Here is a 23,307-nt window from a genome sequence, read left to right as displayed (position 1 = left end):
TGTTTTATAATTTAATCAGTGAATGTGTCAGGCATATGTCAAAATAATTTTTTATGTAAAAAAAGAAATAAAAACCTCCGAATATTATTCGGAGGGAGATGGGTTTAAATTATTTTGCATAAAGTTTTGTACATTTTCGATTTCTTCTACTGTAGCGAGTTGCGTTTCATACCATCCCTTCTTTTCCATTAATTGAAAGATTTCCTTTTGGGCTTCTGCACTTGTTTTTAAGCACCCTTCATAAATATCTCTCAATTCATCATGAGTCGTTTCCATTAATGTGTGGCTAATAGCGGGAACTCTTCCTTTTGCTAATTCTAAACATAATTGCAACATTTCTCGTTCTGTTAATCCACGACCATTGATATTATTCGGCAATGAAACCACCTCCAATAAAATTAATGTAATTTCCTCGCTCGGTTGAAATAGGTTGATAATTCTGCAATCCTTAGCTGATGTTCCTCTGCTAATTTTTCCAATGACATCCTTACTTCTTCGTCCTCACAAAGAGAAGCACACCAGTTAAACGTCTTCGCTGTTATTTCCTCCGCCCGAATTTCATCTTCAATTGCCGACAATTCTTTCGTCGTTAACTGATACATTACGCCACCTCCCATACTCCTTTTTGTTAGTATGAAACATAAATGTATGTTTATTCCATAAGACGGTTATTTCTTTTATCTCTGCGGTTGGTTCCACCTTGGATTAATTCTCGTTTTCTGTTTGTTAACGTACTCTCTAACACCTTTTGCGAAGCTTTCGTTTCCGATTTTCCTTTTGAATGACTTGCATACAGCTTTTGCGAAGCGTTCATTTTCGATTTTCCTTTTGAATGACTTGCAAATAGCTTTTGCGAAGCTTTCGTTTCTGCTTTTCCTTTTGAATGACTTGCAAATACCTTTTGCGAAGCGTTCATTTTCGATTTTCCTTTTGAATGACTTGCAAACAGCTTTTGCGAAGCTTTCGATTCTGCTTTTCCTTCTGAATGACTTGCTAATACCTTTTGCGAAGCGTTCATTTCCGATTTTCCTTTTGAATGACTTGCAAACAGCTTTTGCGAAGCGTTCATTTCCGGTTTTCCTTCTGAATGACTTGCTAATACCTTTTGCGAGGCGTTCATTTCCGCTTTTCCTTTTGAATGACTTGCAAAAAGCTTTTGCGAAGCGTTCATTTCCGCTTTTCCTTTCGAATGACTTGCAAAAACCTTTTGCGAAGCTTTCGTTTCTGTTTTTCCTTCTGAATGACTTGCAAATAGCTTTTGCGAAGCTTTCGTTTCTGCTTTTCCTTTTGAATGACTTGCAAATACCTTTTGCGAAGCGTTCATTTTCGATTTTCCTTTTGAATGACTTGCAAACAGCTTTTGCGAAGCGTTCATTTCCGCTTTTCCTTCTGAATGACTTGCAAATACCTTTTGCGAAGCTTTCGATTCCGTTTTTCCTTTTGAATGACTTGCAAATAGCTTTTGCGAAGCGTTCATTTCCGCTTTTCCTTCTGAATGACCTGCAAATACCTTTTGCTAAGCGTTCATTTCCGCTTTTCCTTCTGAATGACCTGCAAACACCTTTTGCGAAGCGTTCGATTCTGCTTTTCCATCTGAATGACGTGCTAACGTATTATCCTCGGCTTTCAGTTCTATCTCGTTTTGACATAATACTTTTCCAAAGCACACAGCTCAATCGCCGAGTATCCAAGAACGAAAAAACCCGCAAACTTTCAGGTATAATCTGAAATTGCGGGTTAAATGTGAATAGATATCTTATAAAAGTAGGGAACGACATATTTTCATATCGTTGCTATAATAAAATCTTCTCCACCTTGCAGCATCAATTGATCTTTCCGTTCACGAAAATACTTCTCTTTTAAATCAATAGATGATAGATGAGTCACATCTTTTAGGCCTGCCTCTTCAGCTAGTGCTAGCATTTCTGAAGGGGTGAAAAAACTGATAAATGGCGTTCCACCTGCTTTTGCTCCTTTTTCTGCTTCATCCACCTCTTTCCGTTCATTCTGTTTTTTTATGTTTTCAAATGGGAGTAGGAAAGTCAGCGCCAACTTTGAGCCCTTTGCTAACTTACTAAACATTTTCAATGTATCCATAATGGCATCTATAGTTAAATATTGAGTAACCCCTGTTGAAACAACAACGGCAGGCTTCGTAACATCAAAACCATTCTTCTTTAATTGATCTAACCACCCTTGTTTCTCTTCAAAATTTACCGGTACAAATTTTAAACAATCAGGAATGTGGTACCCTGTTTCTTCCAGTCTTTTTTTCTTCCATAACTGTGTATCAACTTGATCGATTTCATAAATGGTCATCTGAGGACATAACTCTTGATGCCTTTGTGCAAAAGTGTCAAGCCCCGCACCAAGAATCACATATTGATCTACCCCTTTTTCAAATTGTTCAACAACTAAATCATCAACAAAACGAGAGCGAGCGACAATTGATGCTCTAAAAGCACTTGTATTTGCTACATCCATATCAGGACGTTTCTGCCAATCAACATTTGGAGAGATAAGTTTTAAACCGATATTATCATGAAAAATATAAGGTTTTTCATCAACAATTAAATGTAATGCTCGCCATAAAGACACTCTTACAGCTGTATGATCAGGTTCTTTCACTTTGGTCAATCCTTCCTAAAACTGTGCTTTTGATAAGGTAATTCGATCATAAATTCAGTACCACACTCAGATGTCTTAACTAAAATTAAATCACCATTCATTGATTGTGCTATCAGTTTACTAAATGGTAAGCCAAGACCTAACCCTCTTACACGAAGCTTCTTTTCTTGTCCACGAAAGAAACGCTCAAAAATGTATGGTACTTCTTCGTCAGGTATTCCCTTTCCACTATCATTAACTTTTATAGAGATATTCTTCGGTCCCGTATCTATTTTAACCTCGATTTTCCCTTTTCCATCCATTGCCTGGAAGGCATTATTAAGTAAATTAATTAGAATTTGTTGTAATCTTATCTGATCAATATGCACAAATAAAGGCGTGCTCGCTTGGTACACAACAAGTTGAAAATCCTCACTTACTTCATGCGTAATTTCCCATTGATAGACTGATTCTTTAATTAATTGATTAATTTCATATTCTTGTAGTTGAACTGGCATCACATTCGTGGCATAAGTGTTAAAGGCTAATAGATCTTCCACCATTTTTTTCATTTTTTCTGTTTCTAATATGGACAGTTTGATAAACTCTTTTGCCTCTTCACCTTCCACCACTCCTTCATGAACAGCCTGCAATAACCCGTCAATTGACGTTACCGGCGTTTTTAATTCATGAGTCACACCTGCTAACAGCTCCGTACGTAATGTTTCTAATTTCTCTAACCGTTTAGACATTTCTTTAAAAGAATGTACAAGCTCATATAATTCCTGTTCTTGGTATGAATCCTTTAAATCAATTTGATAATTCCCCGCTTGAATTTCCCTAGCTGCCTCTGCTACTTCTTGGATAGGTTTAGACAATCTCTTCGACAAGAAGTAAATCGCTGCCCAGCCAATTAATGCCAAACCAATAATCATCATAGCTAATAATCGATATTCTTGGTTTACTTCTGCTAGATTTGCTTTCGATTCTAGCATAACTACCCAGCCTACAGGCGCATCTTGATAAGTAATCGGTACTTTTACAACATAAAAAGCTTCTTTCGTTGCATCATTATTTAATTCTTGAACAGTTTTATCCTCATTTAAAAGAACTTCGGAAAATTGTAACATTCGATCTTGAGGCCGATTGGTTGTTAAAGTATTTCCATACGTATCAACAATTGAAATAAGTGGATCACTTTCTAAATCCATAAAACGTCCTCTATCATTCAAATACCCTGGGACATCTCCTTTTGGAATTGGCTTTCCTTCACTCATTTCTACAAAACGGTCAGCAATTTCTTCCGCCATTAACTCCATAATATTGAGGCGGTTTTCAACTGTGGTATGCCTAATCCATAATACAGAAAAAAAGGCGATAATTAGAAGTCCGACACAAAGTGCAAGTAAATAGCGAGTCGTCCAATATCGAAGTAGAGATTCTCTAGGTTTACTTTGTTGATTAGACACTTAATTGATACCCCAATCCACGTAAAGTCTTGATTTCACCTTCTTCTGAAGACCATGAATGCAATGCTTTTCTAATTCGTTTAATCGCTAAGTCTACCGCTCGATCGCTTCCCTCATATTCCCAACCCCAAACATGTTCAATTAATTGTTCCCTAGTAAATGTTTGATTCGGATGCTCTGCTAAAAAAATGAGCAAAGCAAGATCTCTAGGCGTTAACTCAATGACCACACTATTTAATGTAATTTTATGAGACTTAATATCAATTATCAGACCACCGTACTTCTTGATTTTTTCATCACTTTTACCAGTCCTTCTTAAGACCGCTTGCACTCTAGCTACAACTTCTTCTGCATTAAATGGTTTAGCGATATAATCATCTGCTCCTTCATTTAATCCATTTAATCGATATTGAACGTCCGCTAGAGCGGTTAACATAATAACAGGCGTTTTCATTTGCGCTCTGATTTCCTTTAAAATTGACCATCCATCCCGATCTGGCAACATAACATCCAATAAAACAAGTGATGGATGATATTCATTTAATTTTTGGATTGCTTCAGTTCCATTAAATGCTTGGACAGTTTGAAAGTTTGCCTTTTGTAAATAAACTTTTAATACTTGGCTAATTGGTAATTCATCTTCCACTATTAAAACAGTTCTCATTTCACTCACCATAATCTCCTGACGTATGTTTTACTATTCATTATCGTTCTGCTTCATGTCAAGTAGATGTCAACTTAAAAGAAAGAATGACAAACGCATTTCTTTGTTATCTTAACATTATTTGTTATGATCAGATTAACTTAAAAGAAGGAGTGAAGTAAATGAAGTCGAAACAACAATTAGGTAAATCTGGACTTTTTGTTAATCCTATTGGTCTTGGAACAAATGCAGTGGGTGGACATAATTTATACTCCAACCTTGATGAAGCACAAGGAAAAAAACTGGTTCATGAAGCATTGAATAATGGCGTGAACCTTCTTGACACAGCCTTTATTTACGGGCCTGAGCGGTCAGAGGAACTCATTGGGGAGGTTTTACAAGAAAGAGGCAAACGTGAAGAAGCAGTCATTGCGACCAAGGGCGCTCATAAATTCGTTAAAGAAGATGTGGTGATGGATAACAGTCCCAGTTTCTTAAAACAATCTGTAGACGATAGCTTACGTAGACTCCAAACTGACTATATTGACCTTTATTACATTCATTTTCCTGATGAATCAACACCAAAAGACGAAGCAGTTGGAGCGTTGAAAGAACTGAAAGACGCGGGAAAAATAAGAGCTATTGGCGTATCTAATTTTTCTATTGATCAATTAAAAGAAGCCAATAAAGATGGTTATGTAGATGTATACCAAGGGGAATACAATTTATTACAGAGAAACGCCGAGGCAGACTTACTTCCTTATACAAAAGAAAACAATATTTCATTCATACCTTATTTTCCACTAGCATCTGGCTTATTAGCAGGGAAATACGATAAAAATACAACATTCAGTGACTTGCGTGCTAACTCCCCACATTTTCAAAAAGAGGTTTTTGAAGATAACTTAGCAAAAGTAGATGAATTACGAGGTATTGCCCAAGCGAAAAATGTGGAAGTCGCCCATATAGTTTTAGCCTGGTATTTAACAAAAGACAGCATCGACGCCATTATCCCAGGGGCTAAAAGAGCCGAGCAAGTGTTGAATAATTTAAAAACATTAGAAGTGCAACTTTCCGGAGAAGAAATAGAGCAAATCTCTACCATCTTTAAATAAGACAAGCCGGTTCAAAAAATAGTCAGAACAATACCAAATACACGAACAAATTCAAAAAAATGGATTTGTTCGTGTAAAATACATATTTTAAACTATGCTAAATCCCATATATCTTTTCTCCTCATTCCTTTGCTTTAACGACAATCACCTTCGTATATTGTGTGGTTTTACAGTCAGATAAATCTTTATCATCGATAATTTCTAAATCTAGTGCAGACTGAATTCTCTTCTCATCTGGTATTTTTTGAATAAGTTGATGCTGATTAATAGATTCTAATTTGTTTACCGTCTTCTCTCTATCGTACTGCTCTTTCACCCTAATTTGACGCTGTAATTTATATTGGGAGAGGATGAGTTCACCTTTTTCGTTTCTCCCTACCGCTTGATCAAAGTATTCATTGAATACTTTTTTCATAGCACCTAACTCTTCATCAATTTGTTTTTTTAATCTGCTGAGCTCCGCATAGCGTACAAGTACTTCATTGGTAATCACCCTATTCGTATTCATGCTGTCCCCTCTTTCATTCGTTGTTATTTCATTGTATTGACCAACCTCAACTGTTATGACAAAAAGAGAACATCACAACTAAAGCCCATATAAAAAAACGCCTTTCAAAAGAAAAGGCGCTCTTACATTACTTTTTATCTTTTTTATCAAGTGTTAAAAGAATCCACATAATGGTTCCGGACAAAACACCTGCACCAGCTGAAATCAACGTTCGATCACGTAATACTAATTCTGCTGAATCAGCTTCCAGCATATTAAACGCTATTATCGCAACTACAATAGCAACAATAATAATTGTTGGGAATTTCTTCAAACGTCATACTTCCTTTCAATGAACATTACTAATTCTAGTATAACTTATAAATGATCAATAAATAAACGAATGACATCTGCTCCGCCAATAAAAGTTCCTAATGAGCTACCGAGATTGGATAGCACAATAATGAGGAGAATCCTAGTTACTTTATTATTCCAAAACCCTTTCAATGTAAATACATCTTCCGAGAGGTTTTCGAAATCGCGAACGTTCGGACGCTTAATGAATGCTTGGACAAATCCGGCGATCCAACCTACAGCCAACAACGGACTTAAAGATGTAAATGGCGCAGCAATAAATGCTGATAATATTGTAAGAGGATGTCCAAATGCAATAGCAGCCCCTAGAGCAGCGAGCCCTCCATTCCAAAGGGCCCAACTAATTGTTTGTTGTACTCCAGCCGATGGATTCATGAGAAAAGTAAGAACAATAAGGACTAAAATTGCTACTGGAATCATCCAGCCAATTACTTTTGGCGCTTTTGATTTTGGTGGTACTTCCGTTAATTTCTTGAGATCATGTTTTTTCTCAAATTCCCTTTTAATACCTGGAACATGAGCTGCTCCTAATACAGCAACAACCTTTTCACCGGGCGCATTCTTTATTTTTTCTGCCAAATATTGATCGCGTTCATCAATTAAAGGTACTTTTAATTGTGGGAATACCTCAGTAAAATCATTTAAAATGGAATCAATTGAGTCTTGATTTTTCATTTTTTCTAGTTCTTCTTCAGTTATCGTTTCATTGCTAAATATACCGGCAAATACTTGTGAAAGTAACATTGCTTTTCCCTTAAAACCCAGTCCTCTCCAGATACGAGAAAACGTAATTTGGATATTTCTATCAGCTAACACAAGCTTTGCTCCGGTTTCCTTAGCAGATTCAATGCCTTGAATCATCTCTTGTCCTGCTTTAATTCCGAATTGTTTAGCCATACGATTTTGAAAAGAGGAGATAGCAAGATTCATTAATAAAAGTGTTGCTTTCTTTTCTTTAATCACCTTAAAAATATCCATGTCTTTCCATTTATTTCCTTCTGTAATAGACTCATATCTACCTTTATCTAATTCAATACATACGGAGTCAGGCTGCTCTCTTTCAATCACTTCTTTTACTTGCTCCGCACTATTTTTGGATATATGTGCTGTACCAATAAGGATATATTCTTTATCATACATATGTATTCTCGTGATATTTTCTTCTGACATGCAACGATCTTCCCCTTCATCTAACCTAACCGTACTTTTTATACATATAACCATACTAAACTAGAAAATGCAAAATGAAAATTGATTTCTCTTATTTCTTTGAAAAAACACTCCTCCATGTTATTCCCTTATTCCTTTTAGTTATAAATATTGTATTTCACACAAATTAGATAAAACATATGAATAGTATCCCTATTAATTGGTGGGTGTTATGTATCATCTTGAAAAATAATCAACTCAGATAAGTATGTATTGTTTTAAGCATAATTAATTTTAACGAAATTAAAAAACGCGATCAAATGAGATCGCGTTTGCTTAATCCTAATTAATACTAATAGAGTGCGTCATTCTTTTTTAAAGTCAATTGTACTTCGAACTGTATCGATTGGTCTGACTAGGCCTTCAATTTGTTCTCTTTTAGATTCGAAGAATGGTGGCAGTGACAACGATTCACCTAGTGTCTCATATGGTTCATCTCCCATAAACCCTGGACCGTCTGTTGCCAGCTCAAATAGAATTTGCGGTGCAACTCTTGTATACAAAGAGCCGAAGAAGAAACGGTCAATAAAACCTGATGATTGGTAGCCAAATTGCGCCATTCTCCCAGTCCAATGATCAATAGCTTCCCTATCTTCCACTCTAAAAGCAGCATGATGGACGGTACCGTATCCTTGGCGTGCCATCGGTAAAACGGTATTATACTCAACAATTACTTGTGCACCATTACCACCTTCGCCAACTTCAAATAAGTACAAGTCACCTTCTTGGGCAATTTCTCTAAACTCTAATACTTTCATCAGCATTTCTTTAAAATAATCAATATTAGATACACGTACAAAGACCGGACCAAGGCCAGTAATCGCATACTCTAAAGGAATAGGACCATTTTGCCACGGTGTCCCAGCTTCGACACCTTTATTATTTTCATCGGAAATAAGCTGATACTGCTGATCATCAAAATCAACAAACGGCAAAACTCTTTTGCCAAATTGCTCTTGTATACCGCTATGGGCAACATTTAACCGGTCAAACCTTTTCACCCAATAAGCCAATGCCTGATCACTAGGTACACGGAAAGATGTTTGAAAAATTTCATTTGTACCATGAACACCTTTGGGTATATTAGGGAAATCGAAGAAAGTCATATCTGTTCCAGGACTTCCCGTATCATCTGCGAAAAACAAATGATATGTTTGAATATCATCTTGATTGACAGTCTTTTTCACTAATCTCATACCTAAAGTATAGGTGAAAAATTGATAATTCTTTTCTGCACTACTAGTAATCGCAGTTACATGATGAACGCCTTTTATACCGTACATCGAATCATTCCCTTCTAGAATTAATATCTACATAATAATTTAAAAGTATTTATATATCTTGAATTAAAATATCTTTAACTTGAGATAAAATTATCACGAATTCGATTTTCTGTCAACTTATTATGATTGCTCTATCCCATTTTACAGAAAAAAACTTTTATGACAAAAACGATAAAAATAGTAATATAAATGTAACCAGTTTAATAAAGGATTTTTGCTAACATTGTATAATAATTAACTATTAAAAAAAATAAGTGGAATCCACAACCATTAATAGGAGGTAGTCATTTTGAAAAGCACAGGCATTGTTCGTAAAGTTGATGAATTAGGGAGAATAGTCATTCCAAAGGAACTAAGAAATACTTTAGAAATTTATGAGAAGGATCCACTTGAAATATTCGTTGAAAATGATCGAATTATATTACAAAAGTATAATGCCAGTAAAGCTTGTCAAATAACTGGTGAAATCGAGAACGATAATTTAGTGCTAGCCGACGGGAAAATTGTACTTAGTAGAAAAGCAGCAGAATCACTCATAACAGAAATTAGAAACAAACAATCACTGTTACATTTTAAATAGGCGATTAAGAAACTAGGCTCTTCAAGTATAGAATGAGAGCCTTGTTTTTTTATGGTTGCTTTAATAATTGTTTAACTGGTTCTATATACTTTTGATAATTCTCGATTAATCCACTTGGAAGCTGTTCAATAGGAAAGAATTGTGCAGACAAGGTTTCCTCACTATTTGTAGTTAATTTCCCACTATAGTCATTTGTCATATAAACCGCAGTAATGGCATAAAACTGATCACCGTTTTTTGTACGTACAAAGAATTCCTTACCTGAAAACAACTGAACAAACGAAAGATTCTCGACTACAAGCCCCGTTTCCTCTCTAACTTCTCTTTTCGCTACTTCCTCCATACTTTCACCTAAGTCCATTAATCCTCCGGGTAAGCCCCAAAGAGACTCCGGCCTTTGTTGTAGCAAAATCTCATTTCGGTCATTCACGATAACAACAACAGCTCCAGGTAAAAGTAATGGCTCCTTACCTACATACTCTCTTATCTTTTTATAGTATTCCATTTCGTCTTGCTTCCCCTCTCCCAATCTTAATAAGAAAATTGATAATCGTACTCTCCTGTTTTCGTAATAGTAATATCGATATTTATATTCGCAATAGAATTTTCTGTTAGTGTAAACCTTCCTTTGTAATCATGCTTCCAACGGTCATAATCTTTTCTATACACAAGTTCTTCAAGATTATATATATCTGCTTTTATGTTTAAAGCATTCTCATAGGTCTCTCTAATTTCCTTCTCCATTTTTTCGATAATTTTTTCCTTCAGAATGGGTAACGAAATTTCTTTATGAACCTCAATGATTCCTCCATTTGCATTAATATCGATATCAAATTTATCTTTGTCTAATTCATTTATTTTCAAATGTGGGTCTAATTGGGTAATAATGAGATTTACTTCATCATTATTTTCCAATTTGATTCTTAACGGAGACCTTTTTGTGGTCTTTGTTACCCAACGTAAGCCTCTGAATTGACTTATTGGTAAGCCCCCTAAATATTTCTTTTCCTTTAAAAGGAAGACTCCAGAGCTTTTAGCTGAATCATTTGTTGCTCCCTTAGTTCTCCAAACATCCTCTTTTACTGATATCATCGGTAGTTTTGTGGTGGTAGCTTTCTCAGTAAAGTCTGAATAGAACCGATGCATTCTGATAGGTGAAATGATAGAGTGTACATGATAAGCTTCCTCTGGATTAAAAAGTGTTGTTTGAACCGCGGAGCTAAAGAGACTTGTTACTAGTAGGATATCCTCAATCGAATCTTTCGTGCCATACATCCAGTTAGTTTCCCGTATCTGTTGAAAACGAGCCAAACTGTCACTTATTTGATCAATCCCATGTTGCAGTAATCGTTCATGAAAAATAATGATTCCTATATGTGCCCAGTATACTATTTGATTGGATTTATCGTAAATCATATTTATAGCAGCTTCCATTGATTTTCCTTGACCTTTAGCAACCCAGACCTTCGACGGCACTGTTTCTGCTTGCTCCGACTTTGCTACACCTGCAAAAGATACTACCTGTGCGTACAATATATAATCCTCTTTTTCCTTATCATAATCAATGCCAATGGCGGTTATATATTGCATTTCCACATGTCCTTTTCATCCCAACAACCACTTAATAGAAGAGCACATACGATAATAGGTATAAGGATTTTTTTCATTTTAGCCTACCCTTCGTGTCATCCTTAGGTCGCATAGTACTTGACCTTTTTTTTCGTAAAAGATATGGTTTTTCTAAAATACTTGCAAATGTATCTTTAAATGACAAAGGAGAAAGTGGAGCTAAATAAGGCAAACCAAACATCTCTAGTCTAGATAAATACAATATCACTGAAAAAATACTGATAAAAAAGCCAAATAAACCGAGTACTGCTGAAAAAAGCAAGATAAAGAAACGTACAAGGCTTAAGGAGGCACCGAGTGACTGGTTAACGAGGGTATACGCAGCAACAGAAGTGACACCAGCAATAACAAGCATGGTGGGAGCTGTTAAACCACCTCTTATTGCTGCATCACCAATGATTAGCCCCCCTACGACCGTTAATGTTTGTCCGATAGCCCTTGGAAGAGTATTACCTGCTTCCTTAAATAACTCAAATAAAGCTAAGACTAAAAATGCCTCTAACGGTGGTGATAATGGTAATCCCATTCGCGATACTGTGATAGTCGCCAAAAATGGGAAAGGCAATTGATCCATATGAAAGGAAATCATAGCAACATAAAATCCTGGCAAAATACTTGATATGACAAGACCAGTTAACCTAAAAAACATTTGCATATTCGTATAATAATATTCTGTGAAGCGATCTTCCGGTGTTTTTAATACTGAAAATAATGTAGTTGGACCAACCATTACAGTAGGACAACCATCCACAATAATGACAAATCTACCTAAATCTAGATTAGCAACTACGTTATCAGGACGTCCGGTATAATTAAACAAGGGGAAAAGAGTATAGTACTTACCTGACAATACCTCTTCTAAATCGGTTGTACTAATAATCACATCTGTTTCTATTTTTGCTAACTGGCTTTTTAAATCAATGACATATTGCTCCTTTATTATATCTTTCACATATAATAAACTAATTTTTGTTTTCCCACGTACCCCTAACTCAATTGCTTCATTTACTAACGTTGAGGTTTTATACCGTTTTCTTATTAACGCAAGGTTAATATGCAAGTCTTCCACAAAACCATCTCTTGGTCCTCGAAAAGATAATTCTGAATTGGACTCTTCTGGTGATCGGTTTGGAATTTGAGGGAGATCAAATTTAAAGATTTCATCTAATTCTTCCACTAGAACAAAAACCATACCAGAAAAAATATCTTCAGCTATTGATTCTTTATCTTCTTCCTCCACATTCACTTGATACATCAGTAATTGCTCATTTTCTTCCCTTTTTTCTTCTAGGCGTCGGTCTGCTAAAAAACTTTCTTCTAACCTACCTAAAGCCTCACTTAATTTACCTTTATCGATCATTACTTCAGAAAAGAGAACAACCACTTTCCCTGGTTGTGGATAATACTGAAACGAATAATTAACAAATTGCACGTCGCCATTGATTGCGAATTGCTGCCTTAAGTATTGCTCATCCAATTTATCAGTCTTCGGCAGTCTTTTCTTATTGTTTAATCGCGTTTTCATTTTTTTCCACTCTTCCTTTAATTAATAGGATTAGATGAATACTGAGCGTCACAAGTAGAATCCCAATAACTGTAATAGAAAAAAAGTAATGATCAATCATGATTTTATAAGTCGGTCCATCAATCGGTAAAGATAGTCCGATTATTAAAAAAAGACACACACTAATTAATAAAATCACCTTTCTTTTTTGCGTCTTAAAATGAAATAAATCCCCAATGATAAAGATAGACAAGCTAATACGAATAAACGCACCAGAAAGCCATTGATAAATAGAAAGAAAATCTAACTTATTTAAAAATTTCCCTAAGGTTATTAAGCGCCATTGTGCATAAGCAGGGTTCGTTAACTCTGCTGCTTGTGAAGGACCAAATTCAGTAATCGCACCAATTAAAGGGCCAAAATTAACAAAGACGAAGAAAATACATATCGGAATGAAAAATTTTAAAGATATGTTATCACGAATATGATGCTGTAATAAAACTAACAAAAAAATCTCCAAAAGCCCTCCTGATAAAATAACAACACCAAAAAGAATAGGTGCCCATCCTTCTTCAAAAATGGGAAAAAGTAACGAATAATCTTTAAACTTAAAATTGGCTATCATAATAAAAAAACCAAGTAAACAAACGATAGGAAATAGAATTCCACTAGCAATTGTAATTGCTTTTATACCTGAGAGGGCAGCTAATAAACAAAGAATGATTAAAATGATAAATAAAACATACTTAGGTGTTTGAATCATATAATTGGTATTCACCCAAGAAAAAGTTGTATATAATGTAACAAAGACATTGATGAATAAAAGAAATAATATCAGTGCTCGAATGGCATTATACACAATTGGAGGACTGTTTGTTTTTAACCAGTTCATCAGGTTTTGTTGCCCTGTTTTCTTTATTATTATGTAAATGAGAGGAATCCAAATAATATAAAGACTTCCAGCTATCATTAAACTAACCCAAGCACTACGTCCTGCCACGCTTAATACAGAGGGCAATACAATTACATGGGTCATCAAACCTATGGCAAGGCCCAAAACAGGAAATGAATTTAAAGCCGTAATACTTCGAACCATCATCTCTTACCTCCCTTTTTCTTAATATGAGGGAAGAAGTTGGTTTTTATTCCAAAACATATTTGATTTTACAACCGCAACAATTTAAAAAAGGGGTTTTGTGATAAAGCATCACAAAACCCCTTTTTATAGAATTACCGAAGAAATCTCAAACCTGTACTTAATACTGTTGGTATAATAGAAGCGTGATTTTCTCCTTCTATTTCCTTATAGATAACTGACAGTTGTTCCATTTCATTGATTTTCTCATAATACTTTCTAACAGCTATCAATAAATGTTCTTTCTCATCCCCACCTGCTGCTAGAAAAAGGCGAATGTCAAGATTCTCATGCCTTTGTTCAAATCGTTCCATAAAAGCTGGCACTTCTTGCATGAGAGCTTCACCATTCCACCAGATCGAAGGACTACAAGCGAAATACGCCTGATAAGATGTTGGATTTTTCATCATCGTCATTAATGTGAATAACCCACCTAAAGAATGACCAAATAAGGATTGATTCTCTTGATTAACCGGAAACTCTTTATTAATAGCTGGTTTTAACTCATTTTCTATAAAGTTATAAAACTGTTCCGCTCCCCCAGTATCTCCCCAAGCACTACCATCTGGTCGTAGTGGTAATTGGTCACTTTCTGCAGGTGGGGTAAAATCAAAGACCCTCCTTGAATGAAAATCTTTAGCTCCATATCCTATACCTACAATAATCACTTCAGATACGCCTGTTTTAGCAGACCGTTTCGCCTGCAGCCGAATAACTTCCTTTATCAACTGAAAATAGGCATCACCATCAAGTACATAAAGAACACCGTAGCCTTCAGGTGGGGGTGGACTCTCTGGCATATGAATTGAAATGACATAGTCTTGCTTTGTTTTAGAATGTACTGTCCATTGTTGTATTTCTCCATGTAACACTTTCCCATCCCCCATCATTATCTTTTTTGCTTGACTAATAAATATAAGAAATATGGTACACCAATCATTGATATGACAATTCCTACCGGCAATTCGACTGGCGTGAAAACATTTTTGGCAACAAAATCAGCAATGACCACAAGAAACATACCAATCAAGCCCGAAATCGGTAAAATATATTGATGCTTCATTCCTACCAATTGTCGTGCAATATGTGGTGCCATTAAACCAATGAAGCTAATATTTCCTGAAACAGATACACAAGCACTAATTAACCCAATGCTTAAAATAATGAGTTTAATCTTTTCACGTTCAACAGGTACTCCTACACCCTTCGAACTAATGTCAGATAGTCGAAAAAGATCTAATAAATAACTTTTCCGGATAATTAATGGAATAAGAATAACTAGCCAAGGTATCATTGAAATAATATAAATCCAATTCGCATTATAAATACTCCCAGATACCCAAACAGCAGCCATCTCATAATCAGAAGAATTCATTTTTAAAGAGATATACATAGAAAGCGCGCCAAAACCCGAACTAATGGCAATTCCAGTTAGAATTAACCGACCAGTATCAAATGTCCCCTTTTGCCAAGAGAAGAAAAAGATAATAACCGCTGCAAGTAGTCCACCAATCAATCCAAAAATCGGCATAATCATAATCGATAGCCAACCAGTTAAATCCAGCTGCCCTTGGAAAAACAACATAAATATAACAATTGCAGCCCCTGCTCCAGCATTGATTCCTAGAATTCCGGAATCAGCCAATCCATTCCTTGTTACACCTTGAATGACCGTACCTGCTATACCTAAACCAAATCCAACAAGTGCTCCAATGACAATTCGAGGCAAGCGAAAATCAAAAATAACTAAATCAAGCTGATCAGACGGATCAATACGGAATAAAGTATTGATGACATCAGTAAAATTTACATTTATAACTCCATAAACTAAGCTTACATAAGCACTCACTAAAATAAGAATAGATAAAGCAATCGCAATAAGAACGGTTTTACGCATGCTTTTCGCCCCCTCTCTTATAAATCAGGTAGAGGAAGAATGGCACTCCTATGAGTGCTGTCACAACACCAATTGGTGTCTCGAACGGATGATTGACAAACCGGCTAATGATATCACATACTGCTAGAAATATCGCCCCAATTATTGCGGAAGATGGAATGAGCCATCTATAATCTACACCAACTAAAAATCTCGCAATATGAGGAATAATTAACCCTACAAAACCAACCTTACCAACGAGGGCTACTGCTGTCCCAGTCAGACAAATGACTGCCAATAAAGCAAGTGCTTTCACCCATTTCGTCTTTTGCCCCAAAGTAACAGCAATTTCTTCTCCTAGAGAAAGAATGGTAATATGTCCAGAAGTGATGAGAGCGATAATCAAACCAATGACACCAAATGGAATGGCCAAAAGAAATGTATCTACATCTACTTGATGTAGTTTGGCATTATACCAAAAACTAACATCTTGTGAAATTTGAAAATACGATGCTAATGCAGCAGAAGTACTTGATAAAAAGGTACCTATGACGGTCCCAATAATCGCTAATCGAACGGGTGTCAAACCTTTTGGTATTAATGAGCCAAACCCATAGACAATCCCTGCACCTAATGCGGAGCCAACCATTGAAAACAGTATCATTTCAATTGAAGTCATATTCGGCAATACAATCATGCAAATAGTGATAACAAAAGCCGAACCATCTGTTACACCCATAATGGAAGGAGAAGCTAAATAATTCCTTGTCATCCCTTGCATAATCGCACCTGATACAGCTAAAAATGCACCAACTAACATGGCCGTTAATACCCTCGGTAACCTTGAGGTAATAATAATCGCATGATCGGTATTACCTTCATCGTATGCAGTAAAAGCTTCCCAAATCGTTGCTAAAGATATCCCTTTAGTTCCGTAAATAACAGATAAAATAGTTGTTATTATAATAAGTATAGGTGATATCAATATAATCATTTTTGCTAATCTTGTTTTATTCTTCACAATCCCCACAACTCTTTTTATTTATTTTTCTATTAAAATGTATAGAAATAGTTAAGATACTACCGTCTTTGTTTCTATGTAAAAAATCCACCTAAACTCTTGGCGAAAATGATAATCGTTATCATTTACTATAATAAAACATCTCTCAATTGACAAGATAAAAAGAGAAAAAACCTAATCTTCTCATACCTTGAAGAAAAAAACACATACAGTCAGCCTAGAAGCCTTCAGCATGTGCGCATTTTACTAGACAAATTATATTTTCTCAACCAAAAGAAAAACGGCAACTTCATCGCTGAAGTGCCGCTTAAAAATCAAATCAATATCCACTTAAGTATTTCGCTACATTTATCTATTTTCCTTTTATATGTCGAATAAATTTTGACAAATGAAGCAAAGTTTCTACATGATGATTACAATCTTTCATATCTTTACACACCGTATTACCTCTTTTGGTAAAAGTACCAACCACTTCACCCTTTGTCTCGACTATGAACATGCCTATATCTGTAAAACGGTGACAAATATGACAAAGCCCTTTTTGTTCAGAAGGTTGGAAAGTTCCTCTTAAACCAATATAGCTTTGCTCGTATGGGGCAACAATCATTCGGTACTGACTACCCTTTTCATCCCAAGATAGATAGGTCATTGTTTGATAATCTTCTGCATCAATTAATGGGAACTTCAGCTTCTTCACTTTTGGAAATAACTTCCTTAGTTTCGTTTCTGACAGAGCTGGGAAGGGGATAACGTAACGCTTTAATTCATAGAAGAATTTATCTGCAGCTAATCGATCGTCAACCAATTGCATTTGTCCCAGTAAGGAAGCCTCCTCCTCCGCCATATCAGGTAATGATTGCTGAACCGCTTCCCATGCCAATGTTTTTACTGTTTTTAAGATCGTTGGATCATTGACAGAGGCCTTGGCATTTATTATTTTATTCACCTGTTTTTTCACAAGATTATACTGTTCGTTGGTCATAAAGGCTATCATTATTTTCACTCCTGCCTTAGTTTCTTCCTTATTAATTTACCCTATATGTAAACATAAAAAAATGCCGAATTTAAATAAAAATTAAAGTCGGCATAAATCATTTATTTTGTGTAAATAATTTTCCTTATTGTCTCGTGAGCTAAAAAGTATTCATCGCTTAGCTCATCCATTGTTTTCCCCATACTATAGGATGCTCTAATTTCTTCATTTCTTTGACTGATTTTGAGTCTTGCTCCTGATTTCATTCCCCAACCATCCTTATTGTGAACGGGTTTAGGGATATAAATCGATTCACCCTGAATATATTTTTGTATCTCTTTTAATAATTCAGGTGGTAACACATTCTTTGCTTTTTGATATCTCATCTTACGCTCGCTCCTTATTGTTTGTAGATAATAAGGACGCAAAGCCTAATGAAGAGACATGGCGATTGCTTTTATTCTACCTCACACAAAGTATCGCCTTCTCTATAGGCTTTGCGTGAGCTGTTTCATTATTTAGCAAAAAGGTGATTTGCATTTTGTGACCACCTCCTAAAAATAGAATAAAATGGATGCGAAACAAAAAATCGCATCCATCATTTATATTTATTCACTCATGTCTACATTATGGTAAACACGTTGTACATCATCTAAATCTTCTAGGGCATCAATTAATTTGTCAAATTGTGCGAGTTGTTCTTCCTCTAAGTTCACTTCTGTTTGTGGTAACATCGTTTGTTCTGCAACCGTAAACTCTTCAATGCCAGCACCTTTTAGCGCCTCTTGAACAGCATGGAATTGGTCAGGTTCTGCATAAACAATCACTGATTCTTCTTCTTCAAGAAGGTCACGCACATCAATATCCGCTTCCATCAATATTTCTAACACTTCATCCACTGTTTTTCCTTCTAAACCAAAAACAGCTGTTGCATCAAACATATAAGAAACAGAGCCACTTACACCCATATTTCCACCATTCTTACCAAATGCAGCACGCACATTTGATGCTGTGCGATTGACATTATTGGTAAGGGCATCAACAATAATCATACTACCTCCAGGACCAAATCCTTCGTAACGAAGTTCATCATACTTTTCTTCCCCGCCACCCTTCGCTTTATCAATCGCGCGGTCGATAATATTTCTCGGTACATTATATGTTTTTGCACGTTCCAATACTTGTTTTAATGCCTGATTCGATTCTGGATCAGGTTCCCCTTGTCTTGCCACTACGTAGATTTCAAGGGCAAATTTCGTATAAATACGGCTATTATTGGCGTCCTTTGCCGCTTTCTTATCTTTTATATTATTCCATTTACGGCCCATATGTCCCACTCTCTTTCAACTTTTATCTAATCATCATTTTTTTAGATGCACTAAATATTCATTGATTATTATAACGCAAACCGCTAAGAGAAAAAAGCTCGTTGATTAATTAATGTTTTTCCATAGGTTAAGTAAGACAAATTGTGCCCCGAGAAAAACTGCCCAACCTATGACACCGAAAAGAATAGAAACAGCAAAAGAAAAAGCAGACTTTAGCGAAAAAAAGACAATAGCCAAAAGCACTATCGTACTTGGTAAACCTAAAAGAACCCCAAGTGTGAATTCACTCATCACTCCTGTATCATTTTTTTCTACCCAGAGCCAAATAAGGCTTAATAAACTGACAAGTGGCAATGCAGCAATGACACCACCATATGTAGGAAAACGTTTAGCCATTTCTGTAACAACGCCAATAATGATTGCTGAAAGAAGTATTTTAACTATTAGTTGCATTTTTCGCTCGCTCACTTAATAAGTGTAAGGCTGAATCAATGATTTGTTTCTCCGAAGGCGTCATACTAGCAAGAATATGCGCTAATTTTCCCTCGTCAAGATTCGCATTTCTCTTTAGTACTTGCCTCCCTTGTTCAGTTAGCCTTAATATAACCATTCTCTCATCTACTGTTGATCTTTCTTTATGTATCCATGACTTATGAATCAACCTCTTCACATGTTCAGACGCAGTATTGTGTGAGACGTCAATATTTTTCGCTACTTCTTTTATTCCAATATGTTCACACTTATCTAAAAGCTGCAAAATCCTTACACCTTGATGGGATATCTTATCCTCGTTTTGATTTTGATAACGTAAGTAAAAATAGATGTCTGTCCAGTATTTATTTAGTTCAGTTGGATTCATATAATCAACCTCATTCTTTTTCATCTTATAATAAGATTATATCGTATAATACGATAAATATACAAATGTTTTTAAGTTATGGTAAAATATTCACAATAATCTGTATTAAAATCAATTCTCTAAGAAAGTTTCCACCTTCACAAACCTTCCTACTTTGAAAGGGGATCAAATTAATATGAAAAAATGGCTCGTAATTATTATAATAAGTGGATTTGTGATTATTAGCGGAGGCTGGTTTACTGCAAGTTATCTCAGTAATGATTCTCTTTCAGTAGCTAATCTTCAAGGTGATACTTCAAATAAAGCATCAAGAAAAGCTAGTATAGATGGGGATATGAATGCCTATACGGAAAACACAGGATTAAGTACAAATTCGACTCAAAGTGAAGTAATTGATGTGATGCATAAAATGACACATCAAAAAGTCAAGGCAAGTGAAAAGTGGGGTTCTGTTCGAATGTCAGAACAAGCAATTGAAGAAGTAAAAAAAACGATTGAAAACAATCAATTTGAACATGAAGAAGAGCTTTTAACTATTTTAGATAAATGGAGCAAAGAGGATTTCTCTAATGTAGATAATGACCACAATTATTTCTGGTCATTGCAAAATGGCACAATTGGTAAGGCAACTGGAATCTTATCCCCAGAAGAAGAAGAAGCTTTTATTGAGAAGTATTTTGAATAAGTCGTAACTACTTACTTTTCCTCTTTTTTCTATACAGAGTAAATATAATCATCATAAAGCAGAGAAGGGCATAATAGGGATAGCCTGAAACTTTAAATGCATACAACGCTTGATCCACCACAGTAGGTGTTCCATCTTGTGCAGTTGGAAAAATAAGATGATTCTTATACAACTCATCACCAATAAGATAACTACCTACAATGCTTGTAGCAACTAAATAAAAACACATTAACAAAACCAATATAAACACACTAAAAGAATAAATATACTTCATCCCTTCCCTCCCATCCATCATTTTCAAAATTACATACGCTTAATATACTTTATTCTAAATCATTAATATATGGGTAATAATGTAAAATTACACAAAAAAAGTTGCCCATTTTTCGGGCAACTTTTTTGTCATTTACATACAGAGATTATTTTTCCGATCCAACATACGTCGATTGTGGTCTAAAAATGACATTATCTTCAGCTTGTTCAAGAATATGTGCTGTCCAGCCTACCATTCTAGCAGCAGTGAAGGTGGGAGTAAAAAGAGTAGGATCCATTGAGAGCGCTCTCATAATTGCTGTTGCGTAAAATTCAACATTGGTATATAGTTTTCTATCAGGTTTTAACTCAGCAAGTATTGTAACCACTTCTTTTTCAACTTCAATTGCAAAATGAAGCCAAGAATCCTCTACTTGCATCGATAGTAACTTTTCTTTTAAAGCCTCGGCTCTTGGATCAACCGTTTTATATACACGATGGCCAAACCCCATTAATTTTTCACCACTTAGTATCTTATGTTTAATCGTTTTCTTTCTATCGTTACTAACCTTCAATTCTTCTAATAATGCGATAACACCTGTAGGCGCACCACCATGTAGTGGTCCTTTCATTGTACCAATTGCTGTTACAATACTAGAAACGATATCTGACTCAGTAGAAGCGGTCACACGAGCGGCAAATGTTGATGCGTTCATACCGTGTTCCATCGTTAAAATCATATACGTCTCTAATGCCTGAACATGAGCTATTAACGGTTTTTTTCCAGTAAGCATATATAAATAGTTTTCAACATGTGACAATTGTAGCTCTGGATGGACCACATCTTTGTTTGCTAATAGTCTCGTACGGTGAGCAATAATCGTAGGAATTACCGCTGTTAGCTTGATGGCTTGTTCCACTGTAGGGGGACCGCTGTAAGTTTGATCACCTTCTAATGAAATAAGCGTTCGAATGACATCCATTAAACTCATATCTCTTGGTAATGCCTGCAGCACTTCCCATTGCAAAGGACTTAATGCTCTATTATCTTTGATCTTTTGAATGCACTTCTTCACTTCCCTATCCGTTGGCAATTCCCCATACCACAGTAGAAATGCTGCTTCTTCAAATGTTAATGTTTTCGTCAATTCTCCAACGTCATAACCTCGATAAGTTAATCTTCCTTTTTCTCCATCTACAGAAGCCACTTTTGTTTCAACCGCAACGACACCCTTTAAGCCTTTCCTGAACATTTTCATTCTCCTTTCTTCTTTTTTTTAGTATACGCTCGTTGTATAATTAAGAAAATTAAATATTTTTTATCAATTCATTTAATAATATTAATTGATAGGATGGTGAGGAAATTGGAGTTCCAATGGTTAAAAACCTTTATTACAGCAGCAAACTATTTAAACTATAGACAAACAGCAGAAGCTCTTTATATTTCGCAACCGTCAGTTACTGTTCATATCCGTCATTTAGAAAAAGCATTAGCAACCACTCTTTTCAAGAAAGAGGGACGTTCCATGCGTTTAACAAAGGCCGGGAAACAATTTCTTCCGTATGCTAAACAAATTCTAGCAAGTTTTGAAGATGGTAAAAAAGCACTTAGTCATTATACGCAAGGATATACTTCCTCGCTAAGCATAGGAATTTCTCCTATTATCGCTGATACGATTCTACCTTTCGCATTAAAAAATTATATGCGAAAGCATCCATTTGTTGAAGTAGCTGTACATGTACTAGAATCCGAGGAAATGGAAAAAGCTCTCTTCGAAGAGGATATTGATATCGGCTTGAGCTGTAATCTGCCTAATTCAAGAGAGGTGCAATATCAAATACTATACTCTGAAGATGTTAAATTAATCATCGCGCATGATGGAAAAGATGCTGAGAGCGCACCACCATTGGAAGAGGAAGATATTTTATTTCATCATCTTTTAATAACCGACAATCATCCCATATACTGGTCTAAACTAAAAAATGATCTTCACTATCAGTATGCCTTTATCAAAACAATGAAAGTATCGCAAATACACATTTCTAAACGGTTCATTATTGAGGGATTGGGTGTTTCCTATTTACCGCTGTCCACTGTAAGAAGAGAATTAATGGAAGGATGGTTATTAGAAGTCCCCCAATCAAAAATCACATTACCCCAAGCCCATACGTACGCTTGGATGAAAAAAGAAAATAACCAACAAATTGATTTCATGAAATATTTACAAAACTACCGTTTGTGACAATTCAACGAAACATGAACAACATTAGATATAA

At 35.6% G+C, this 23,307-nt stretch carries 29 protein-coding genes; 4 read left to right on the top strand and 25 right to left on the bottom strand.

The features are described 5' to 3' along the window. Nucleotides 1–84: 84 nt before the first annotated feature. The 7 genes from MHI57_RS21780 to MHI57_RS21750 all read right to left on the bottom strand — a co-directional run bounded on the left by MHI57_RS21780 (nucleotide 85) and on the right by MHI57_RS21750 (nucleotide 4,740). Complete coding sequence (locus MHI57_RS21780) at nucleotides 85–378, bottom strand: spore coat protein (RefSeq protein ID WP_095370151.1); 294 nt, start codon at nucleotides 376–378, stop codon at nucleotides 85–87. 20 nt (nucleotides 379–398) lie between these two features. Next, entirely contained in the window at nucleotides 399–602 is a 204-nt protein-coding gene (locus MHI57_RS21775) for a hypothetical protein (protein WP_095370152.1), read from the bottom strand. Nucleotides 603–652: 50 nt separating this feature from the next. Next, nucleotides 653–1,477 carry a hypothetical protein gene (locus tag MHI57_RS21770; protein WP_340978179.1) on the bottom strand — a complete coding sequence of 275 codons (825 nt, stop codon included), beginning with the start codon at nucleotides 1,475–1,477 and terminating at the stop codon, nucleotides 653–655. A gap of 39 nt (nucleotides 1,478–1,516) precedes the next feature. Next, the gene (locus tag MHI57_RS21765; RefSeq protein ID WP_340978178.1) at nucleotides 1,517–1,669 is read right to left on the bottom strand and encodes a hypothetical protein; all 153 of its coding nucleotides are present in this window, start codon (nucleotides 1,667–1,669) and stop codon (nucleotides 1,517–1,519) included. A 113-nt stretch (nucleotides 1,670–1,782) separates the two neighbouring features. Next, the gene (locus MHI57_RS21760) at nucleotides 1,783–2,628 is read right to left on the bottom strand and encodes a class I SAM-dependent methyltransferase (RefSeq protein ID WP_340978177.1); all 846 of its coding nucleotides are present in this window, start codon (nucleotides 2,626–2,628) and stop codon (nucleotides 1,783–1,785) included. Between the two features lie 5 nt (nucleotides 2,629–2,633). Then, nucleotides 2,634–4,076 carry a sensor histidine kinase gene (locus MHI57_RS21755; protein ID WP_095370155.1) on the bottom strand — a complete coding sequence of 481 codons (1,443 nt, stop codon included), beginning with the start codon at nucleotides 4,074–4,076 and terminating at the stop codon, nucleotides 2,634–2,636. After that, on the bottom strand, nucleotides 4,069–4,740 hold the full coding sequence (locus MHI57_RS21750; protein WP_095373506.1) for a response regulator transcription factor: 672 nt from the start codon (nucleotides 4,738–4,740) through the stop codon (nucleotides 4,069–4,071). Before MHI57_RS21750 ends, MHI57_RS21755 begins: the two co-directional genes overlap by 8 nt. A gap of 161 nt (nucleotides 4,741–4,901) precedes the next feature. Here MHI57_RS21750 and MHI57_RS21745 point away from each other — a divergent pair, with 161 nt between their 5' ends. Next, the gene (locus tag MHI57_RS21745; RefSeq protein WP_251162923.1) at nucleotides 4,902–5,834 is read left to right on the top strand and encodes an aldo/keto reductase; all 933 of its coding nucleotides are present in this window, start codon (nucleotides 4,902–4,904) and stop codon (nucleotides 5,832–5,834) included. A 121-nt stretch (nucleotides 5,835–5,955) separates the two neighbouring features. On the opposite strand, the gene MHI57_RS21740 is transcribed toward MHI57_RS21745, so the two are convergent. The 4 genes from MHI57_RS21740 to MHI57_RS21725 form a co-directional block, all read right to left on the bottom strand. Further along, on the bottom strand, nucleotides 5,956–6,342 hold the full coding sequence (locus MHI57_RS21740) for a hypothetical protein (protein ID WP_307317619.1): 387 nt from the start codon (nucleotides 6,340–6,342) through the stop codon (nucleotides 5,956–5,958). Between the two features lie 127 nt (nucleotides 6,343–6,469). After that, the gene (locus tag MHI57_RS21735) at nucleotides 6,470–6,655 is read right to left on the bottom strand and encodes a hypothetical protein (protein WP_095370157.1); all 186 of its coding nucleotides are present in this window, start codon (nucleotides 6,653–6,655) and stop codon (nucleotides 6,470–6,472) included. Nucleotides 6,656–6,699: 44 nt separating this feature from the next. Then, nucleotides 6,700–7,866 (bottom strand): TraB/GumN family protein, encoded by a 1,167-nt coding sequence (locus MHI57_RS21730; RefSeq protein WP_095370158.1) that lies wholly within the window; start codon nucleotides 7,864–7,866, stop codon nucleotides 6,700–6,702. 344 nt (nucleotides 7,867–8,210) lie between these two features. Then, nucleotides 8,211–9,188, bottom strand: a complete 978-nt coding sequence (locus tag MHI57_RS21725; RefSeq protein WP_307317625.1) for a ring-cleaving dioxygenase — start codon at nucleotides 9,186–9,188, stop codon at nucleotides 8,211–8,213. A gap of 289 nt (nucleotides 9,189–9,477) precedes the next feature. On the opposite strand from MHI57_RS21725, the gene MHI57_RS21720 reads away from it, so the two are divergent. Continuing rightward, nucleotides 9,478–9,768 carry an AbrB/MazE/SpoVT family DNA-binding domain-containing protein gene (locus tag MHI57_RS21720; RefSeq protein ID WP_095370159.1) on the top strand — a complete coding sequence of 97 codons (291 nt, stop codon included), beginning with the start codon at nucleotides 9,478–9,480 and terminating at the stop codon, nucleotides 9,766–9,768. Between the two features lie 49 nt (nucleotides 9,769–9,817). On the opposite strand, the gene MHI57_RS21715 is transcribed toward MHI57_RS21720, so the two are convergent. The 12 genes from MHI57_RS21715 to MHI57_RS21660 all read right to left on the bottom strand — a co-directional run bounded on the left by MHI57_RS21715 (nucleotide 9,818) and on the right by MHI57_RS21660 (nucleotide 20,093). After that, on the bottom strand, nucleotides 9,818–10,273 hold the full coding sequence (locus tag MHI57_RS21715; RefSeq protein ID WP_095373508.1) for an NUDIX hydrolase: 456 nt from the start codon (nucleotides 10,271–10,273) through the stop codon (nucleotides 9,818–9,820). 26 nt (nucleotides 10,274–10,299) lie between these two features. Beyond that, nucleotides 10,300–11,358: a Ger(x)C family spore germination protein gene (locus tag MHI57_RS21710; protein ID WP_340978176.1), complete on the bottom strand. Its 1,059-nt coding sequence runs from the start codon at nucleotides 11,356–11,358 to the stop codon at nucleotides 10,300–10,302. A gap of 73 nt (nucleotides 11,359–11,431) precedes the next feature. Then, a complete protein-coding gene (locus tag MHI57_RS21705) occupies nucleotides 11,432–12,922 on the bottom strand; it encodes a spore germination protein (RefSeq protein WP_328199577.1) in 1,491 nt (496 codons plus the stop codon). Beyond that, on the bottom strand, nucleotides 12,900–14,000 hold the full coding sequence (locus MHI57_RS21700; protein WP_340978174.1) for an endospore germination permease: 1,101 nt from the start codon (nucleotides 13,998–14,000) through the stop codon (nucleotides 12,900–12,902). The genes MHI57_RS21705 and MHI57_RS21700 overlap by 23 nt, the downstream gene beginning before the upstream one ends. A gap of 131 nt (nucleotides 14,001–14,131) precedes the next feature. Continuing rightward, on the bottom strand, nucleotides 14,132–14,908 hold the full coding sequence (locus MHI57_RS21695; RefSeq protein ID WP_322910016.1) for an alpha/beta hydrolase: 777 nt from the start codon (nucleotides 14,906–14,908) through the stop codon (nucleotides 14,132–14,134). 17 nt (nucleotides 14,909–14,925) lie between these two features. Continuing rightward, nucleotides 14,926–15,933 carry a FecCD family ABC transporter permease gene (locus MHI57_RS21690; protein WP_095370164.1) on the bottom strand — a complete coding sequence of 336 codons (1,008 nt, stop codon included), beginning with the start codon at nucleotides 15,931–15,933 and terminating at the stop codon, nucleotides 14,926–14,928. Beyond that, nucleotides 15,926–16,906: a FecCD family ABC transporter permease gene (locus MHI57_RS21685; RefSeq protein WP_095373509.1), complete on the bottom strand. Its 981-nt coding sequence runs from the start codon at nucleotides 16,904–16,906 to the stop codon at nucleotides 15,926–15,928. The genes MHI57_RS21690 and MHI57_RS21685 overlap by 8 nt, the downstream gene beginning before the upstream one ends. Before the next feature lie 379 nt (nucleotides 16,907–17,285). After that, a complete protein-coding gene (locus tag MHI57_RS21680) occupies nucleotides 17,286–17,927 on the bottom strand; it encodes a FusB/FusC family EF-G-binding protein (RefSeq protein ID WP_095370165.1) in 642 nt (213 codons plus the stop codon). A 101-nt stretch (nucleotides 17,928–18,028) separates the two neighbouring features. Further along, complete coding sequence (locus MHI57_RS21675; protein ID WP_095370166.1) at nucleotides 18,029–18,292, bottom strand: CD3324 family protein; 264 nt, start codon at nucleotides 18,290–18,292, stop codon at nucleotides 18,029–18,031. A gap of 222 nt (nucleotides 18,293–18,514) precedes the next feature. Further along, entirely contained in the window at nucleotides 18,515–19,234 is a 720-nt protein-coding gene (locus MHI57_RS21670) for a YebC/PmpR family DNA-binding transcriptional regulator (RefSeq protein WP_340978173.1), read from the bottom strand. Between the two features lie 105 nt (nucleotides 19,235–19,339). Beyond that, a complete protein-coding gene (locus tag MHI57_RS21665) occupies nucleotides 19,340–19,687 on the bottom strand; it encodes a DUF3147 family protein (protein WP_095370168.1) in 348 nt (115 codons plus the stop codon). Beyond that, nucleotides 19,671–20,093, bottom strand: coding sequence for a MarR family winged helix-turn-helix transcriptional regulator (locus MHI57_RS21660; protein ID WP_095370169.1), 423 nt, complete (start codon nucleotides 20,091–20,093; stop codon nucleotides 19,671–19,673). Before MHI57_RS21660 ends, MHI57_RS21665 begins: the two co-directional genes overlap by 17 nt. Nucleotides 20,094–20,268: 175 nt before the next feature. On the opposite strand from MHI57_RS21660, the gene MHI57_RS21655 reads away from it, so the two are divergent. Further along, the gene (locus tag MHI57_RS21655; RefSeq protein WP_340978172.1) at nucleotides 20,269–20,778 is read left to right on the top strand and encodes a DUF6241 domain-containing protein; all 510 of its coding nucleotides are present in this window, start codon (nucleotides 20,269–20,271) and stop codon (nucleotides 20,776–20,778) included. A 7-nt stretch (nucleotides 20,779–20,785) separates the two neighbouring features. Here the strand turns inward: MHI57_RS21655 and MHI57_RS21650 are convergent, their stop codons facing one another. Further along, entirely contained in the window at nucleotides 20,786–21,052 is a 267-nt protein-coding gene (locus MHI57_RS21650) for a hypothetical protein (protein ID WP_095370171.1), read from the bottom strand. A 145-nt stretch (nucleotides 21,053–21,197) separates the two neighbouring features. Next, a complete protein-coding gene (locus tag MHI57_RS21645; RefSeq protein WP_095370172.1) occupies nucleotides 21,198–22,289 on the bottom strand; it encodes a citrate synthase/methylcitrate synthase in 1,092 nt (363 codons plus the stop codon). Between the two features lie 105 nt (nucleotides 22,290–22,394). Between MHI57_RS21645 and MHI57_RS21640 the strand changes: the two genes are divergently transcribed. Next, on the top strand, nucleotides 22,395–23,273 hold the full coding sequence (locus tag MHI57_RS21640) for a LysR family transcriptional regulator (RefSeq protein ID WP_095370173.1): 879 nt from the start codon (nucleotides 22,395–22,397) through the stop codon (nucleotides 23,271–23,273). Nucleotides 23,274–23,307: the final 34 nt, after the last annotated feature.

It is taken from the genome of Cytobacillus sp. FSL K6-0129 (assembly GCF_038007625.1).
Lineage (GTDB): Bacteria > Bacillota > Bacilli > Bacillales > Cytobacillaceae > Cytobacillus > Cytobacillus kochii.
Note: the sequence above shows the minus strand (reverse complement) of the source record. Positions and strands in the feature narration are given on the sequence as shown.

Excerpts from the sequence above, each read along its gene's own strand:
- MHI57_RS21670 (WP_340978173.1), bottom strand. The coding sequence starts at position 19,234 with ATGGGCCGTAAATGGAATAATATAAAAGATAAGAAAGCGGCAAAGGAC.
- MHI57_RS21645 (WP_095370172.1), bottom strand. The coding sequence starts at position 22,289 with ATGAAAATGTTCAGGAAAGGCTTAAAGGGTGTCGTTGCGGTTGAAACA.
- MHI57_RS21710 (WP_340978176.1), bottom strand. The coding sequence starts at position 11,358 with ATGCAATATATAACCGCCATTGGCATTGATTATGATAAGGAAAAAGAG.
- MHI57_RS21775 (WP_095370152.1), bottom strand. The coding sequence starts at position 602 with ATGTATCAGTTAACGACGAAAGAATTGTCGGCAATTGAAGATGAAATT.
- MHI57_RS21725 (WP_307317625.1), bottom strand. The coding sequence starts at position 9,188 with ATGTACGGTATAAAAGGCGTTCATCATGTAACTGCGATTACTAGTAGT.
- MHI57_RS21685 (WP_095373509.1), bottom strand. The coding sequence starts at position 16,906 with ATGATTATATTGATATCACCTATACTTATTATAATAACAACTATTTTA.
- MHI57_RS21715 (WP_095373508.1), bottom strand. The coding sequence starts at position 10,273 with ATGGAATACTATAAAAAGATAAGAGAGTATGTAGGTAAGGAGCCATTA.
- MHI57_RS21730 (WP_095370158.1), bottom strand. The coding sequence starts at position 7,866 with ATGTCAGAAGAAAATATCACGAGAATACATATGTATGATAAAGAATAT.
- MHI57_RS21745 (WP_251162923.1), top strand. The coding sequence starts at position 4,902 with ATGAAGTCGAAACAACAATTAGGTAAATCTGGACTTTTTGTTAATCCT.
- MHI57_RS21660 (WP_095370169.1), bottom strand. The coding sequence starts at position 20,093 with ATGAATCCAACTGAACTAAATAAATACTGGACAGACATCTATTTTTAC.
- MHI57_RS21740 (WP_307317619.1), bottom strand. The coding sequence starts at position 6,342 with ATGAATACGAATAGGGTGATTACCAATGAAGTACTTGTACGCTATGCG.
- MHI57_RS21690 (WP_095370164.1), bottom strand. The coding sequence starts at position 15,933 with ATGCGTAAAACCGTTCTTATTGCGATTGCTTTATCTATTCTTATTTTA.
- MHI57_RS21655 (WP_340978172.1), top strand. The coding sequence starts at position 20,269 with ATGAAAAAATGGCTCGTAATTATTATAATAAGTGGATTTGTGATTATT.
- MHI57_RS21665 (WP_095370168.1), bottom strand. The coding sequence starts at position 19,687 with ATGCAACTAATAGTTAAAATACTTCTTTCAGCAATCATTATTGGCGTT.
- MHI57_RS21650 (WP_095370171.1), bottom strand. The coding sequence starts at position 21,052 with ATGAAGTATATTTATTCTTTTAGTGTGTTTATATTGGTTTTGTTAATG.
- MHI57_RS21675 (WP_095370166.1), bottom strand. The coding sequence starts at position 18,292 with ATGAGATATCAAAAAGCAAAGAATGTGTTACCACCTGAATTATTAAAA.
- MHI57_RS21770 (WP_340978179.1), bottom strand. The coding sequence starts at position 1,477 with ATGAACGCTTCGCAAAAGCTATTTGCAAGTCATTCAAAAGGAAAAACG.
- MHI57_RS21750 (WP_095373506.1), bottom strand. The coding sequence starts at position 4,740 with ATGAGAACTGTTTTAATAGTGGAAGATGAATTACCAATTAGCCAAGTA.
- MHI57_RS21700 (WP_340978174.1), bottom strand. The coding sequence starts at position 14,000 with ATGATGGTTCGAAGTATTACGGCTTTAAATTCATTTCCTGTTTTGGGC.
- MHI57_RS21680 (WP_095370165.1), bottom strand. The coding sequence starts at position 17,927 with ATGATAGCCTTTATGACCAACGAACAGTATAATCTTGTGAAAAAACAG.
- MHI57_RS21705 (WP_328199577.1), bottom strand. The coding sequence starts at position 12,922 with ATGAAAACGCGATTAAACAATAAGAAAAGACTGCCGAAGACTGATAAA.